The sequence below is a fragment of the Lysinibacillus sp. RC79 genome, assembly GCF_041262405.1.
GTDB lineage: Bacteria > Bacillota > Bacilli > Bacillales_A > Planococcaceae > Lysinibacillus.
In genome coordinates this window covers 38,289-53,361 of sequence record NZ_JBGCCD010000027.1, presented here as the reverse complement: position 1 = coordinate 53,361, position 15,073 = coordinate 38,289, and the positions used below count along the sequence as shown (strand labels likewise).

Annotated in this window: 15 protein-coding genes; 11 read left to right on the top strand and 4 right to left on the bottom strand. The window is 35.7% G+C overall.

Annotation, left to right across the window (positions count from 1 at the left end; translation table 11 throughout):
* The first annotated feature begins 143 nt into the window (after positions 1–143).
* Entirely contained in the window at positions 144–647 is a 504-nt protein-coding gene (locus tag ABH968_RS20630) for an AAA family ATPase (protein ID WP_370047026.1), read from the top strand.
* A gap of 46 nt (positions 648–693) precedes the next feature.
* Here the strand turns inward: ABH968_RS20630 and ku are convergent, their stop codons facing one another.
* Positions 694–1,515 (bottom strand): non-homologous end joining protein Ku, encoded by an 822-nt coding sequence (gene ku / locus ABH968_RS20625; RefSeq protein ID WP_370047024.1) that lies wholly within the window; start codon positions 1,513–1,515, stop codon positions 694–696.
* 104 nt (positions 1,516–1,619) lie between these two features.
* Between ku and ABH968_RS20620 the strand changes: the two genes are divergently transcribed.
* From ABH968_RS20620 to ABH968_RS20605, 4 genes are all read left to right on the top strand, one after another.
* Positions 1,620–3,443 carry a DNA ligase D gene (locus ABH968_RS20620; RefSeq protein WP_370047022.1) on the top strand — a complete coding sequence of 608 codons (1,824 nt, stop codon included), beginning with the start codon at positions 1,620–1,622 and terminating at the stop codon, positions 3,441–3,443.
* Positions 3,444–3,697: 254 nt separating this feature from the next.
* Positions 3,698–4,261 (top strand): TetR/AcrR family transcriptional regulator, encoded by a 564-nt coding sequence (locus tag ABH968_RS20615; RefSeq protein ID WP_370047020.1) that lies wholly within the window; start codon positions 3,698–3,700, stop codon positions 4,259–4,261.
* Between the two features lie 20 nt (positions 4,262–4,281).
* Entirely contained in the window at positions 4,282–4,743 is a 462-nt protein-coding gene (locus tag ABH968_RS20610) for a hypothetical protein (RefSeq protein ID WP_370047019.1), read from the top strand.
* Between the two features lie 149 nt (positions 4,744–4,892).
* Entirely contained in the window at positions 4,893–5,240 is a 348-nt protein-coding gene (locus tag ABH968_RS20605) for a PH domain-containing protein (RefSeq protein WP_370047018.1), read from the top strand.
* A 226-nt stretch (positions 5,241–5,466) separates the two neighbouring features.
* Here the strand turns inward: ABH968_RS20605 and ABH968_RS20600 are convergent, their stop codons facing one another.
* On the bottom strand, positions 5,467–6,387 hold the full coding sequence (locus ABH968_RS20600; RefSeq protein WP_370047016.1) for an MBL fold metallo-hydrolase: 921 nt from the start codon (positions 6,385–6,387) through the stop codon (positions 5,467–5,469).
* Positions 6,388–6,737: 350 nt separating this feature from the next.
* Between ABH968_RS20600 and ABH968_RS20595 the strand changes: the two genes are divergently transcribed.
* Positions 6,738–7,235, top strand: coding sequence for an NUDIX hydrolase (locus ABH968_RS20595; protein ID WP_370047014.1), 498 nt, complete (start codon positions 6,738–6,740; stop codon positions 7,233–7,235).
* Positions 7,236–7,285: 50 nt separating this feature from the next.
* On the opposite strand, the gene ABH968_RS20590 is transcribed toward ABH968_RS20595, so the two are convergent.
* Positions 7,286–8,242 (bottom strand): MBL fold metallo-hydrolase, encoded by a 957-nt coding sequence (locus ABH968_RS20590; protein ID WP_370047012.1) that lies wholly within the window; start codon positions 8,240–8,242, stop codon positions 7,286–7,288.
* 139 nt (positions 8,243–8,381) lie between these two features.
* Between ABH968_RS20590 and ABH968_RS20585 the strand changes: the two genes are divergently transcribed.
* Both ABH968_RS20585 and ABH968_RS20580 read left to right on the top strand, forming a co-directional pair.
* Positions 8,382–9,869 carry a methyl-accepting chemotaxis protein gene (locus tag ABH968_RS20585; RefSeq protein ID WP_370047010.1) on the top strand — a complete coding sequence of 496 codons (1,488 nt, stop codon included), beginning with the start codon at positions 8,382–8,384 and terminating at the stop codon, positions 9,867–9,869.
* Between the two features lie 471 nt (positions 9,870–10,340).
* A complete protein-coding gene (locus ABH968_RS20580) occupies positions 10,341–10,802 on the top strand; it encodes a VOC family protein (protein ID WP_370047008.1) in 462 nt (153 codons plus the stop codon).
* A gap of 125 nt (positions 10,803–10,927) precedes the next feature.
* On the opposite strand, the gene ABH968_RS20575 is transcribed toward ABH968_RS20580, so the two are convergent.
* On the bottom strand, positions 10,928–12,184 hold the full coding sequence (locus ABH968_RS20575; protein ID WP_370047006.1) for a nucleoside permease: 1,257 nt from the start codon (positions 12,182–12,184) through the stop codon (positions 10,928–10,930).
* A gap of 511 nt (positions 12,185–12,695) precedes the next feature.
* Here ABH968_RS20575 and ABH968_RS20570 point away from each other — a divergent pair.
* Genes ABH968_RS20570 through ABH968_RS20560 form a run of 3 tightly spaced genes read left to right on the top strand, consistent with a single transcriptional unit; the run spans position 12,696 to position 14,026 of the window.
* Complete coding sequence (locus ABH968_RS20570; RefSeq protein ID WP_370047004.1) at positions 12,696–13,040, top strand: ArsR/SmtB family transcription factor; 345 nt, start codon at positions 12,696–12,698, stop codon at positions 13,038–13,040.
* Positions 13,041–13,069: 29 nt separating this feature from the next.
* A complete protein-coding gene (locus ABH968_RS20565) occupies positions 13,070–13,585 on the top strand; it encodes an SRPBCC domain-containing protein (protein WP_370047002.1) in 516 nt (171 codons plus the stop codon).
* Positions 13,586–13,645: 60 nt separating this feature from the next.
* Positions 13,646–14,026 (top strand): VOC family protein, encoded by a 381-nt coding sequence (locus tag ABH968_RS20560; RefSeq protein ID WP_370047001.1) that lies wholly within the window; start codon positions 13,646–13,648, stop codon positions 14,024–14,026.
* Positions 14,027–15,073: the final 1,047 nt, after the last annotated feature.

The window sequence follows — 15,073 nt, the reverse complement described above, 5'->3', positions numbered from 1 at the left end:
GATATTGTATAATAAATCCAATATTCTCACAAATTAGGCTTGCACCGTAAATATGTGGTTGATTTCCGTTCCAGCTGAGCGCTTTCCTGGGGGCGTCCGATGAGTCGCAAAATTAATAAACTATAAAGAATAGGAGGGGTCGTTTGAACCAGAAACTTCCGTGCAAAATACATATCATTGGCTCTGTTGGGAGTGGGAAAACAACTTTAGCGAAAGAATTATCCGAGACATTAAATATTCCTTATTATGAATTAGATAATGTTGTTTGGATCAGACAAAATTCTGGGGATATTAGAAGGTCCGATCAACAAAAAGTGGATTATTTGAATGATATTATTCTGACGAAAGCTTGGATTATTGAGGGCGTTCATAATGAGGAGTGGGTAGCACAAAGCTTTTCGAAAGCCGACTTAATTATTTTCTTAGACACAAATTATTTCATACGAATCTATCGAATAATAAAGAGATTTACGTTACAAAGACTAGGTTTGGAAAAGTCCAATTACAAACCGACCTTTTCAATATTTATAAAGATGTTTAGATGGAATCGTTATTTTGAGGAGATTGGCAAACCTAACTTTTATCAGAAATATGGAATATATAGTGACAAGTTATTGGTCGTAACAAGTAAAAGGGAGATTCTTTAAAAAAAGCATATCCACAAACAATGGATACGCTTCTTAGGTTGGCATTTTAAGCATTTTTCTTTGTTTTCGTTGCTCGTTTTTTTCTCGTTGTTGGCTTTTTCGTTTTTTCTAAGGAAGCTTGAAGTGCTGTCATTAAGTCCGTGACATTATCAGGTACTGGCCGTTTATCGCTAGCCGAGATTGTATTCGTTGCTTTTTTCTCCTCTATAAGTTCCATTAAAGCGTTGCGATAATCGTCTGTATATTTTTCAGGATTAAATTCTGTTGTTAATTGATCGACTAGCATGAGTGCGGTTTCTAGCTCTTTTGGAACAATGTTTTGTTCGCTTGGAATATTTGGAACATCACCAACACTTCTTACTTCATCAGGGAAATGAATCGTTTCCATCACTAAAGCATTTTGATAAACACGGACAATCGCCAGTTGCTCTTTTGAACGGATAATAATTTTGGCCACACCTATTTTGCCGGATTGCTCTAATGTTTGACGTAAGAGGGCATAAGCCTTTCCGCCAGTCGTATCAGGAGATAAAAAATAAGTGCGTTCAAAATAAATAGGATCAATTTCAGTTAATTTTACAAAATCAATGATTTCAACGGCCTTATCTTCATTTTCCTTACGCAAGTTCTCTAATTCTTCTTGATCTAATACGACAAACTTATTTTTTGTATATTCATAAGCCTTGACAATATCCTCATCTTTTACTTCTTGGTTACAGCCTTCACAAACTTTTTTATAGCTAATGGGTGTATGACATTCTTTATGGAGTTGGCGCAATTTAATGTCTTTATTTTCTGTTGCGGCATGAAGTTTTACCGGTATATTGACAAGACCAAATGAGATACTGCCTTTCCAAACTGTGTGCATTTGTATCACCTCGTTTTTCTTACTATGATATATTTTGCTTATTTTTATGTATCTTAAAGTGAAATCGTCAAAAACTGAAGGTAAAAAGCAAAGTAGGTATTCAAATGAAACCAATGCTATTAACGGAAGTGCTCGAAACGCCTATTGGTGAGGATTGGATGTACGAAACAAAATATGATGGATTTAGGTGTATGTTAGTCTGGGACGAACAGCCGATGTTAATAAGCAGAAATGGCAATAACTTAAATCACTTGTTTCCAGAGATACTTGATTTTTGTAAGAGCTTATTTACTAAAATTAAAAAGTTTTTACCGTTAACGTTTGACGGTGAGTTAGTTTATTTAACAAATAACTTCAAAAGTGATTTTTCGCACGTTCAAAAAAGAGGTAGGATGCAAAACAAAGAAGTTATTGCTACTCATGCAAAAGACTTTCCTTGTCATTATATTGCGTTCGATTTACTGAGCTATAAAGGGGAATCGCTGACAAATAAATATTTAAAAACACGCAAGCAGCAACTTTCTAAGCTTTTTACGACTTTAAAGTTCCCTGTGACTGTAGACTATGAGGATCAATGTCCTTTGCAAGTGATTAGTTGTGTGGGACATAGTGAGCCTCTTTGGCAGGCTATTAAGGTTTACAATGGAGAGGGAATGGTTGCAAAGAAGATAACAAGTAAATGGATTGGAGATACACGCTCGACACATTGGTTGAAAATAAAGAATTGGAGATATGTAACGGTCATAGTCACGAAATATGATCATGGAAATGGTTATTTTCATGGCAGTATTTATCAACAGGGGGAGCTAGTTGAAGTAGTTATTTTTAAACATGGAATGTCAGAGGAAGAGCGTAAAACACTCATTGCTTTTTTTCAAGCAAATGGACAGAGGAATAATGAAACATGGGAACTGGGGCCATCTATTTGTCTTGATATAGCCTGTATTGATTTCGATGGAAGCAAATGTCGAGAACCACGATTCCATGCATTTCGACTGGAAATGTTGCCAGAGGACTGTCATTGGCAGCATATGCAGCGTCAACTTTTCCCTATTCCAGATACAGTTCAGGTTACGCATCCCGATAAGCCTGTTTGGCCAGAAATTGGTATTACGAAGGATGGTTATTTGCACTATTTGCAAATGATTTCTCCGTATGTATTACCTTTTCTACGTAATCGCCCACTTACATTAATTCGTTTTCCGCATGGGGTACCTGGTGAAAGCTTTTATCAAAAAAGTAGCCCAGAGAAAATACCTGAGTTTATTTCAACTGGATGGATGGACGATATTCATTATCTTGTATGTAACAATCTTGAAGCATTATTGTGGCTAGGCAATCAACTTGCACTAGAGCTGCACATACCATTTCAAACGTTGCAAACAGAGTGTCCGACTGAGATTGTTTTCGATCTAGATCCTCCTTCCGTTGAGCAATTTTCACTTGCTGTTACTGGAGCCCTGGATTTAAAGGAAATTATCGATTATTTTAAGTTACAATCTTTTGCTAAAACGTCGGGAGGTAAGGGAATACAGCTATATATACCGCTACCTGAAAATGCCTTTACTTATGAAGAGGTACGAGTATTTACTGAATTTGTCTGTCGTTTTTTAAGTGAGCAAAAACCAGAATTGTATACGATCGAGCGTTTAAAGAAGAATAGACATCAAAAATTATATTTAGATTATGTGCAGCATGCAGAAGGCAAGACGATTATTGCTCCATATTCAACTCGTGGCAACGAAAAGGGCTTAGTGGCAACTCCATTACATTGGGAGGAGGTTAATGAGCATTTAACACCCGATCAATTTACGATTCCTGCTGTTTTGGATCGTATGAAAAAAGTAAGTAATCCATTTAAAAATTTCCGTCAAGTAGGGGAAAGTCAGGATTTTAAATCAGCTTTAAAGCGTTTAAAAGAGCAATGATGTGCGTCCTAAGTGTAGTAAAGAAGAGAATGGAGGGCATAGATTAAAACAAAAAAGCATCGGCTTCAGTGTTTCGGGTGTTGGAGAAACAACAACAAACAGTATTAAAAAAACGATATAATTTACTTTTACGACAGAACTCCATTCTGACTGTTCCCGGTTATTGTCGAAAAAATGGGCTCTTGACGTAATTATATTTCCAATCTAACGATGTTAAACTAACAGTGTTAGATTTAGGAGGGGGGAGATAAATTATGTCAAAATTACAAAAAGAACCTTTAAGTAACAAGCGTATTATTCAGGCTACGTTGGATATTTTGGATTCGTATGGTGCAGCAGGATTATCTATGCGTCGTCTTGGCACTACATTGAATGTTGAGGCAGCATCCCTTTATCATCATGTGCCAAATAAAGAAGCACTTATACAACAGGTTATCGATGCTGTGAGCATTAAAGCTGTTGTTGACGAAGCGACTGTGCTGCCATGGACGCAGACGCTCCATGCTTTTGCAACTAATTTCAGAAACATATTGAAAGCACATCCGGGGGTGGTTCCATTGGTGGCCATTCACTCCGTTTCTGAAGAGACGGGCGCCAAACTGGCTATCCCATTAATTGCTGCAATGGAAGAGACGAAGGCAAATCCGGAAGAAGTTCTTTTCATCATCCAGTCGATCGCCGTCTTTGTTATTGGCCATGCACTTGCAGAGGTCGGCAATTGGCCTGAACGTCCCACAGCGCCAACGGAATACTATAATCAATGGTTCGAAGTAGGCCTTACTGCGTTGATCAATGGATTCAAACAACAGTACGACTAACAATGACAGGAGGAACGATCATGTTTTTTTATTTATTGTTATTGCAGGTGGCAACGTTGCTTTATCATCAACTTACAACATGGATTGATTTTTATCCTTTTAACGGGATCCGTCATTACTCAGCCAAAGAGCGCCGCAAAGAGGCGCTAGTGAACGGCATTATCATGATGATCCCCATTTTGCTTTCTTTAACCCGCGAGCCCGTATGGATCGGCATTAGTGGATTTGTATGGACCCTTGTTATGATTGGGGCAATTTTTAGCTGGTGGATTCCTTATTTGACAGGTGTGATGGTCTATAAAATGCCGAATAACGAGACATGGCAACAAGTATACGAAAGGATTTTTTCGAACACCATTACCATACTGCCTCGTATTAAAAATAATCCGCGTCCCAACCTGGAGCATATGATTCTCCACGCCCTTATTCTAGGGTCGGCGATTACTGCATGGACGTATGCTTTCTATATCAAGATCAGTTAAAAGTTATTATTAAAGTTCGGTTTTTATCAAAAACACCATTATTAAAAAGTACTTAAAAGAATGTCTTATACTTCGAAACGACTGCCTATTGATTCTAATAATAGTAACTGAATTTAGAGAAAATTAATAAGAAAGGTGGGATGACTCTTATGGTTTATCATGCAAAAACAGATATTATTTTAACAATAATTATATTCTTATTGTTTTGGCTATTTGGGGCTATATCACTGCTTTCGTTCACATCTTTATCAACTGTTATTATTATGTCAACGACCTTTATTGTTTCAGTAGTTTTTATTTGGTGGTACGTAAATTCTATTAAGTTTGTTTTCTGTGAAAATTATCTTTTAGTTAAAGGTGGGCCATTCAAAAGTAAGATTCCGTATCAAAGTATAACAAGGGTTTCTCCAACGACAGAGAAGTATACTGGTTATCTAATTTCATCATCTGATAAGGGTCTGGAATATTTTATAAAACAGCAGCTCACGGTAGTATAAAAATTTTACCAGAAGATAAAATGAAGTTTATTTTAGAATAAAAAAACGATGTCCTAATGCACAAATTCCGCAACATCAACAATTCGAGTAATTGGTTAAATTTGTTTTATCAGTAATCCCTTATTGATAGGGAAGGAGCAGGATATTCAATTTGTCTTGGATTTTTGAAAGAGAGGGCCAAATTACTACTCCCACTCTTTAATTTATATCAACAACTGCTTAATAATTAAGGATTTGTCAATTCCCTTAGTCGTTTTATATTTTGTTGGTAAATCTCCGGTGAACTCCAATCTTTAAAGATTTCTGGAATTGCTATCTCCTCATTTTGCTTGCTCTCTTCTGCAATAGTAATTAGTTCAGATATATAATTGATTATTTTGGAGATATCTTCTTTAGTACCTGTTGGACCGTGTCCGGGTACAGCCATGTCAATTTCTAGTTGTCCAACTTTTATTAAAATATTGCTCCATTTCACAGAATCAGACTCTTCAAAAAACGTTGGGTGACAATTCACAAATAATAAATCACCCATAAATATTACTTTCTCATCAGGAATATAAAGCATTGCATCACAAAAGGAATGGCCTCCTCCTAGCGTGAAAAGCTTTGCAATGCGTTTCGTTCCTTGTAAGGTTACTTCATTGTTAAACGTTTGGTTCGGTAATACTAATTCCAAAGTTGGTAATGATTCTTTTAATTCACTTAGAGAATTTATTTGGTATTGTATCTTGGTATCATTGGTTTGATTTAGCTGGTCCTTTAAGGATTGAATATAATCGTTTAAACCTTGAATATCATTTTTCTGTTTACTGAATCTTGAGGGATGAATGTCTCTAATTTTTGAGTATGTCATTTGGCTTGAAATAATAGTAGTATCTTTAAATGTTTGGTTGCCTCGAATATGGTCGCCATGCCAATGACTGTTAACAACCCATGTAACAGTTCGGTTTGTTGTTTTTTCAGCAATGAGCTTTAAGTCATCAGATGCTTGTTGTGTGTTAAATGTATCAAAAACGATAACTTTATCGCCTAGATCCACAAAACCTGCATTTGCTACAGCCCCGCCACCTTCTTTGGCTATTGCTGCATAAATACCTTTACCAATTTGTTCTAGCTGAAAGTGGTTACTACAAAACGCATCGTTCATTTAACTCACCTCTTATTTATTTTCCTATAATTTCTATATTCAATAATGACTAAAACAATACCTTTTAGATATTAACAAAGCTGTTCAGCATCTTAATAAAAAGATTTAAAGAACTTACAACTGTATACGTATTTTGGTCTTGCCTTTAATGAATGGTATTTTTATATGGTAAAATATGAGAAGTTTTTAAATTGAGGTTATCTGGGGAGGGAGGAATGCTTGTACTAGTTTTGAATCTTTAAAGCTCGCGGTAAGTGAATCAAGAATAAATGCAAATGTAGTTCAGTGCAATTTCGAGAAGATGGCTACATAGAGTGATAGAGTTTATAGTTGAAAGGCAGGAGATTCAGATGGAAGAAAAGCATGACATCACATTCCCAACTAAAGATGGTGTGTTCAATATGAGGGGGGGCGCAATCATTCTCCGAGATGATAAAGTGCTGATGGTTAAAAATAATCGTGACTCTTACTACTACTCAGTTGGGGGAAGAGTGAAATTACAGGAAACGTTAGAAGAAGCCATTATCCGCGAATGCTTTGAAGAAACTAAAGTGCATTTTGAAGTTGATCGTTTAGTGTTTATTCATGAAAACTTTTTTCCAGTTCAGAGTGGTCCATTTGGAGAAACGCAATTTCATGAAATATCATTCTTTTATTTAATGAAATCAAATGAAGTTGAAGTAAAGTGTGAAAGCTACACCAGTGATGGTATTGAAGAAAGTTTAGAATGGTTACCTATTTCGAATCTTCAGGATACCTTTCTATTCCCAGAGTTCTTTAAATCCGAACTTGCTTGCTTGCCTGATGAAATCAAACATATCCTAACAGTTGAAGAAAAAAGAACATAAAAGAAAACAGAGAGGATTTCTCCTCTCCTGTTTACATCACTGCAGATGCTTTAAATTTTAGAATTCTCTTTCTCTAAGTAATCCAGAATCCCCATTGCCGAAACAATTGTATCGAAGGGGATTGTTTGATAAACCGGATGATTTTCTGCGATGCCATTTTCTTGTAAGTAGTTATACAAAAGCTCCTTTAAGCGACCATCTAAAAATTGTACTTGTTCTTTAAAATCACTAGATACCGTTAAAGCTTTTCTCCCTTCAGTTAGAAATAGCGGTGTCCAGTAGCGCACTTGTCTGTAAGCTTCAGCTGGATTTTTATATGCACCGAAGTGACCGAAATACAATTCTGAAGCATTTAACTTTTCATAAAGTTGGATAGATTGCTCCATTGTATCTGGGTCATACTGATTCGGTGAAGTGGAGGGAATAATTAAATCAATTGATTCGCTCTCCATTTCTGGATAACGTACACCAGTTGTATCTCCTACAAACAATCCATTCGTAGCCGAATAAAGCATGGATACATGATGCTTTGCGTGACCTTCTGTATGATAAAACGTTAGCTGATGTTGACCTAAAGATAGTACCTCCTCATGTCCAATTTCTATAATGCGTTCAGCATCGATAGGTAATATCGGATCAAATAGACGATCGAACTCCGCCCCGTAAACACTCTTGGCACTTGCAATTAGACGACTAGGATCAACCATATGAGATACACCTCGGGGATGTACAACGAATGTTGCATTTGGACAGCTTTGTAAAAACAAGCCTGCACCTCCAGCGTGGTCTAAATGGATATGGGTAACAATTACATATTGAATATCCTCAAGATCAATATGTAACTCATCTAAACCTTCTACTATATATCGCATAGAAGGACTAGCAGAAGTCTCGATTAATGTAATTTTTTCATCGATAAGCAAATAAGAGCTTGTACGCTGTTCTCGATTTAAATCGTGTGTATCAATACAATAAAAATTTGGTGCAAGTTGTTGGACTCTCCCCATTTAAATAATCCCCCTTTGTTTCTGTTGAGTGTAAAATATTCTCTAATATGCAATTTTTATCTATAAAAAGTAGTGGTTATACTTTATAATAATAGAAAAATATACTGAATGTCCATTCATTTTTTAGGGGGATCTATTAATGGAGAAAAAAATTCGCTACGATACACAAAAAGTCCATCGTGTTAATTTAGCCATCATTTCGATTTTGGCTGTGCTAATTTGTGGACCTTTGATACTTTCAGGGGGCATTATGTTCTTATTCGTTGGACTTGCCGTAATTGCATTAGCTGTTTGTAATTATTTTTTACCTATTAATACATACGTTAAAGGCTTTATTTTTGGAATGATTCCTTCGAGCGTTGTTTTTACGTTATTTTTAGTCGATAGCTTTTCATTAACTAAACATTATATTTTAATTTGTTCGGTGGCCATTATCGCTCTTTATTTTAAGAAAGAATTATTAGTGTTTTTTGGCGTGCTAACAGACATCAGCTTCCTGATACTTTATATTGCTAATTCTAAATCATTATTAGGGCCATCCAATGATATGGTTGTTTTCATTACGCTTTTTGCGATTATGAATGGTGTTATTATTGCATTGTATTTAATCGCAAAATGGGGTAATGAACTAATTGAGCATGCTGCAATTCAGCAAAATGAAGTGAAAACGTCATTACATCAGCTAGAGAATACGTTTCAGGAAATTGAAAAAAGTAGTCAAGCATTGGATGAGCACGTCACACAATTCCAACAAACAATGCGGAGTATAACTGGAACGAGTAAACAAATTCTTTTAGCTACAGAGGATATTTCCGCAAGTATTCAGCAGGAGTCATCTAGTCTACAAATGATTCATGGCACGATGAAGGAATCTGTGTATTTTGTTACCGAAACATTTGCTATTTCTAAGGATACTGTTTCTAAATCTACTGATTTGCAGCAGGAGATTTTAGTAGGGTGGGAGAAAATGCAGGATGCGATGGTGCAGATGGGCGTGATGAATCAAGCGATGAGTTCTACAGCCGAAACTGTAAATGAGCTACAGACTAGCTTGAAAACTGTAGATAGCTTATTAAAGGGCATACAGCATATTGCAGAACAGACGAACCTACTTGCTCTTAATGCTGCAATAGAAGCGGCAAGAGCTGGGGAACATGGTAAAGGATTCGCCATCGTTGCAGATGAAGTGCGGAAATTAGCAGAAGAAAGTGCCGCTATTACGGTGAGCATTACGAATGTAACGAGAACTTTGTTCGAAAAATCAACAGAAGCATATCAATGCTCTGATGACGGAGAAAAAGCGTTACAAAAAGGTGAAATGCTTTTACAAGATGTGAGCAGCTTCTTCAATGTTTTGAAAGATTCATTTACGAAGGCCAATATTGATTTAACTAGAGGGATGAATGAGTTAAGCGGCGCCATTTCGCAGTTTGAAACAATCCAATTCCAGATTGAAAAACTAAATGATATGACCGAGCAAAATGCAACTTCTACAGGAGAGATTGTGCACTCAGTGGAGGATGAAAATAAAATGCTAGAAATGATGACGAACACAACAAGTCGTATTCAAGAATTAAGCAATACATTAAAGTTACTTGTTATGAAAAACGAAACGGAATCTTTTTAATAAACGAGAAGCCTACAGTCAATGTACTTGATTGTAGGCCATTGCGTATTAATGAAACATTGGCTTTGGTTTCCTTAACATGGAAGCATACGGCCAACTTATAGGCTCCACTCTCTTCATCGATTCTTAGTTAAGCGCACTGTAGAGAGTCAATCGTTTTTTCAGGACGATCCTCAGATTGCTCGAAATTATCAGATATTCAAATCAAATTGATTAGAATCGGTAGCGTTGTCGCGATGATTGTTTTCACAATCTATCTTATTGTTGTGGCAATTGATACATTTAGGTCTGATACTTAATTTGTTTACACAGTTTCTTCCTAGTGAATTGTTCTTCCGAATTTGAGCTGGAGCTATGAAGAAATTTGATTTATTTGGAAATCATTAATATTTCAGACGAAAGATTGATGTAAATGGTTTGTGCTTTTAATATACTATTTCATAAATAATGATGAAACAGGAGAATATTGACATGATAAAAGGTTTATATGAAGCACATTTACCAGTTAGTAATTTAGAAAACTCGATTGTATTTTATAAAAAATTAGGGTTAGAACTCGCCTATCAAAAAGGAAAAGTTGCTTTCTTTTGGATCGTTAAAGGAGAAAGCTGGTTAGGATTATGGGAGAGCGATAGTGTTCACTTAAAATACCATCCATCTATCCGACATTTGGCGTTTAAAATTGAAGAAGAAGATCTTGAGCATGTAAAAGAGTGGTTGTCTTCCATTGGCATTGAAGTTCGAACAGAATTTGGCCTTACTTCTGAACATCAACCTTTAGTACTATCAAATTATCCTCATGCACATGCTGCAATTTACTTTTCAGACCCAGATGGTAATTCATTAGAATTAATTACACCATTGAGACTAGATGATGTTGAGAGTTTTAATGAGATGTCTCTTGAAGAGTGGAGAAAACGTTATTTCGTTTAATCTTTTGCGGATTTTGGGTAGTTCTTTGGACTCCATTAGTAAATATTTTATTACAGTAAAAGAGCCTTATACCTTGAATAAAGGTAAGGCTCTTTCTTTTACTTGAAAGTATAATTTCCATTGAATCACTGTTTCGTTGTTACATTTTTCATTGCATTACTGTCATGATTATATTTAAAAGTAATTGCAAAAATGAATGCCAAAACGAGCGTATACGCCCCGAAAACCAACCAAATATTTTGCCAATTTCTTATTCCGTCAACTGTGAAATAATCAACTACTTTTCCACTAATGACAGCTCCTAAATAGGCGCCTATGCCATTGACCATTGTACTAAATAATCCTTGAGCACTACCGCGAATTCGATGATCGACTTCTTTTTCTACAAAAATGGCTCCCGAAATATTAAAGAAATCAAAGGCACAACCGTAAACAATCATTGATAACAACAATAGTAAAAATCCTCCGCCGATTGGGCTTCCATACCCAAACAAAACAAAACGTAATGTCCAACCCACCATACTGATCAGTATTACTTTTTTAATGCCATACTTACGTAAGAAAAATGGAATGGTCAGAATAAAGAATACTTCTGAAATTTGTGACACTGATAATAAAATAGCTGGGTATTTAACAGCAAAGCTATTTTTATAATCAGGGTTCAACGCAAAGTCGTGTAAAAATGGATCACCAAATGTATTGGTAATTTGAAGTGCAACACCTAATAGCATTGCAAAAATTAAAAACAAAGCCATTTTTTTGTCTTTAAAAAGAACAAAAGCATCAAGTCCCAAAAGGCTTACCAACGACTTGTCCTTTATAACATTGGAAGTTGGGCAGGGTGGAAGAGTAATTGTGTATAGTGCAAGTAACAATGAAGAGCCGCTAGCTATAAATAGCTGAATATTACTTAATTCAATTTTGGCAAGACTAATAATCCACATCGCAAGAATAAAACCAATTGTTCCATAGACACGAATAGGTGGGAAGTCCTTTACAACATCAAAGCCTTTGTTTTCCAAGCAAAAATAAGAAATTGTATTCGATAAAGCAAGTGTTGGCATATAAACGATTGAGTTAAATAGTATTACCCAAAACATCATTGTGGGATCTGAAATTTGAGCAGCTATAAATAGGGTAATCGCACCGAGGAAATGCAATATTCCGTATAACACATTTGCCTTTACCCACCGATCTGCAATAATGCCTATAAGACTTGGCATAATAATGGCTGCAAGACCGTTAGAACTATATACGATTCCAACTTGCGCGCCAGTAAAATTCAACGTATTGATCATATAAGAACCAAATGTCACAAGCCAAGATCCCCAAATAAAAAACTGTAGAAAAATCATTATTTTAAGACGTAATTTTATATTCATTTTTTCCTCCTAGAGAAGGTGATGGAGTTATTTTTTCATAAATTAACAAGGATGCTATCCTATAATGTCTGTTTTAATGAATTCATTATGCATTAATCGTTCAATTAAAATTTTTTGTCTTATTTGAGAAAATAAGAACCATAATCGCTACAATGGACTCTAAAACTGTTGACATAACTAAAGCATTTGCTCCTAATGTCAGATTCATACGAATTTTAATCGGATTGTCGTCATGGTGAAATTTGGGTTTTGGCAACATAGAAGGACATATTGAGTGAAAAAATGATGGAATAACATCTTTTGAAGTTAACTATTCTTTTATGACGCATAAGCATGCTATTAATATGTCCGTTTTTACTTCAAAATTAATAGATTTGTCAGGAATGCTTCATTTTAATATTCCTTTACAGGAATATTCCTCTTTAGGTATACTCGAGTCAACAGGATCATAAAACCTGTGCTGATGTAGATGATATTATACCGGCGACCATCATTTTACGAGGTGAGCGACATGTCAGGGAAAATTCCAGGAGTAAACATAACGACGTTGAGCGCTTTGTCTGAACCAAATCGTATGAATATCGTCGAACTCCTGCGCCAGGGTCCTCTAACCGTGGGTGAGATTGCCGACCAACTGGGATTGAGGCAGCCCCAAACTTCAAAGCATCTAAAAGTTCTTAGCGACAATGGGATTGTGGAAGTGCAGGCTGAAGCTAACCGTCGAATCTACAAGCTCCGACCCGAGCCATTCCAAGCGCTGGATTCTTGGATACAGTCCTTCCAGAGTGTAATGCAAGAAAGATTCGATAATTTAGATGAGTATTTGAAGGAATTGCAGAAAAAAGAAAAATTATAAAACCATTTCATCATCAAGGAGGAATTACGATGTCAAATAATTCAATGGTATCAAGAGTAGAAAACGATCGCGTACTTATACTGGAGCGCGTTTTCGATGCTCCACGAGATTTATTATTCAAGATGTTTAAAGAGCCAGAGCATTTGAAACGTTGGTGGGGGCCGAGAGGATGGGAAATCCCAGTCTGCACCGTTGATTTCCGTCCGGGAGGCGTTTGGCACTACTGTATGAAGTGCGTCGATGAAAACCTAGGTGACTTTTTTGGTATGGAAGCGTGGGGAAAAGGGATTTATAAGGAGATTATAGAGCCTGAGAAAATCAGCTATACCGATTACTTTTCGGATGCTGAGGGCAATTTGAATGATTCCATGCCGTCGACGGAGAATACATTGGAATTCGTTGATTTAGATGGAAAGACTAAGCTGATAAATCGTGCAGAATATGTATCTGCGGAGGCACTTCAGACTGTTATGGATATGGGCATGCTACAAGGAATCACAGAAACTTGGGACCGTTTGAATGAGCATGTGCAGTCGCTAAAGTAATAGTAAAGCTTTTTTAGATAAGTAAAATTTAAGAACATCTTTAAGGGAGTGTAAAAATCAATGATTAATAAAGTCGGTCAAATCATGTTGTATGTTAATAACCAGGATGAAGCAAAAGAGTTTTGGACAGAAAAAGTAGGGTTTAGTGTAATTTCAGAGGAAGATAACGGTCAAGGAATGAAATGGATTGAAATTGCTCCAACTAAAGAAGCGGAAACAAAAATTATTCTCCATAATAAGGAATTAATTGCTAAAATGCAACCTGAAATGAATCTTGGTACACCTTCTTTGATGTTTTTCTCGGAAGATATCGACAAATTATATAATGATTTATTAAACAAAAACATTATCGTCGGAGAAATTGTAAATATGCCTTCAGGTAGGGTATTTAATTTTGCAGATAATGAAAATAATTACTATGCAATAATGGAAACAAAATAAACTTTAATTAATTTCAGAGTGCGATACTTGAATAAAAGTATCGCATTTTACTATGTTGGCCGATATATTGAGAACGGATCAATTGAAGCATTTTGAGGCACATTGAAATGTGAGAAGTATTATTCATTTAAGTACGATTCATATGGAAATTGACAGGGAGCTGACTTAATTCATTTTCAAAGGTCTCGTATGGTATTGATTTCCACCGCCATTTTTAGCCGCTTCCCAGCTCGTTTAAAGTACTTCGAAACTTTCTTAGCATGCGTTTGAGGTTTAAATCATGAACACGAAGCAAAGAAATCAGGAAGCGTCGAACAAAGTTGATAAATCAACAGGATCACATTTTTTATTTAGATTGCCGTGGATGTCCAAAACGAAAGTATATGATCCTACTGAAAAATGACAAAGGTAGGTTGCAAGATTTATAGGTAACTACGAAGCCGGGAAAGAGCTTGAACAGATTAGTAAATTGTGCAGGTGGGCTAGGTGAATTTTTGAAAGAATATGTGCAATAAAAAAGATGGGATTTCCCATTTAGGTATACTACTTATCTAGCTTGTCGGATATATTCCTTAGAATTTCGTTTTGTTCCTCCCGCAAGCTGTTTTGTTTCTCTTGCAAGTTAATGAATTTAATCATAAACCAAATTACAAATAGAAAAAATAATATTACAAACATTATTCTAATAAAACCCTTTTTTGAGTGATTATACCATAAATGTAAAGTACTTAAGAAAGAGGAAGAATGACGTTCATGTCAGAAAGATATTTTAACAGGAGTCGTTACATAAAAAATTTGTTGCAAATAGTATAGAATTTAGTTACTGAACAATCTGAGTATATGGAACAGCAAGAGTAGAGATAAAAAAGATTGTCATAGACAGCCTGTTAATTAAATTTATCTGGTTTCTACATTTTTTATTAGATTCTTTAGCAAATGGGATTAATACAATTCCTGTAATAAACAAAAAGTTACCTGTCCATCTTATCCATAGATAATACGGATGGTCCTGTAAAAATGTACTATTAAATATTTTTTGATATACCA

Excerpts from the sequence above, each read along its gene's own strand:
- ku (WP_370047024.1), bottom strand. The coding sequence starts at position 1,515 with ATGCACACAGTTTGGAAAGGCAGTATCTCATTTGGTCTTGTCAATATA.
- ABH968_RS20620 (WP_370047022.1), top strand. The coding sequence starts at position 1,620 with ATGAAACCAATGCTATTAACGGAAGTGCTCGAAACGCCTATTGGTGAG.
- ABH968_RS20615 (WP_370047020.1), top strand. The coding sequence starts at position 3,698 with ATGTCAAAATTACAAAAAGAACCTTTAAGTAACAAGCGTATTATTCAG.
- ABH968_RS20610 (WP_370047019.1), top strand. The coding sequence starts at position 4,282 with ATGTTTTTTTATTTATTGTTATTGCAGGTGGCAACGTTGCTTTATCAT.
- ABH968_RS20605 (WP_370047018.1), top strand. The coding sequence starts at position 4,893 with ATGGTTTATCATGCAAAAACAGATATTATTTTAACAATAATTATATTC.
- ABH968_RS20600 (WP_370047016.1), bottom strand. The coding sequence starts at position 6,387 with ATGAACGATGCGTTTTGTAGTAACCACTTTCAGCTAGAACAAATTGGT.
- ABH968_RS20595 (WP_370047014.1), top strand. The coding sequence starts at position 6,738 with ATGGAAGAAAAGCATGACATCACATTCCCAACTAAAGATGGTGTGTTC.
- ABH968_RS20590 (WP_370047012.1), bottom strand. The coding sequence starts at position 8,242 with ATGGGGAGAGTCCAACAACTTGCACCAAATTTTTATTGTATTGATACA.
- ABH968_RS20585 (WP_370047010.1), top strand. The coding sequence starts at position 8,382 with ATGGAGAAAAAAATTCGCTACGATACACAAAAAGTCCATCGTGTTAAT.
- ABH968_RS20580 (WP_370047008.1), top strand. The coding sequence starts at position 10,341 with ATGATAAAAGGTTTATATGAAGCACATTTACCAGTTAGTAATTTAGAA.
- ABH968_RS20575 (WP_370047006.1), bottom strand. The coding sequence starts at position 12,184 with ATGAATATAAAATTACGTCTTAAAATAATGATTTTTCTACAGTTTTTT.
- ABH968_RS20570 (WP_370047004.1), top strand. The coding sequence starts at position 12,696 with ATGTCAGGGAAAATTCCAGGAGTAAACATAACGACGTTGAGCGCTTTG.
- ABH968_RS20565 (WP_370047002.1), top strand. The coding sequence starts at position 13,070 with ATGTCAAATAATTCAATGGTATCAAGAGTAGAAAACGATCGCGTACTT.
- ABH968_RS20560 (WP_370047001.1), top strand. The coding sequence starts at position 13,646 with ATGATTAATAAAGTCGGTCAAATCATGTTGTATGTTAATAACCAGGAT.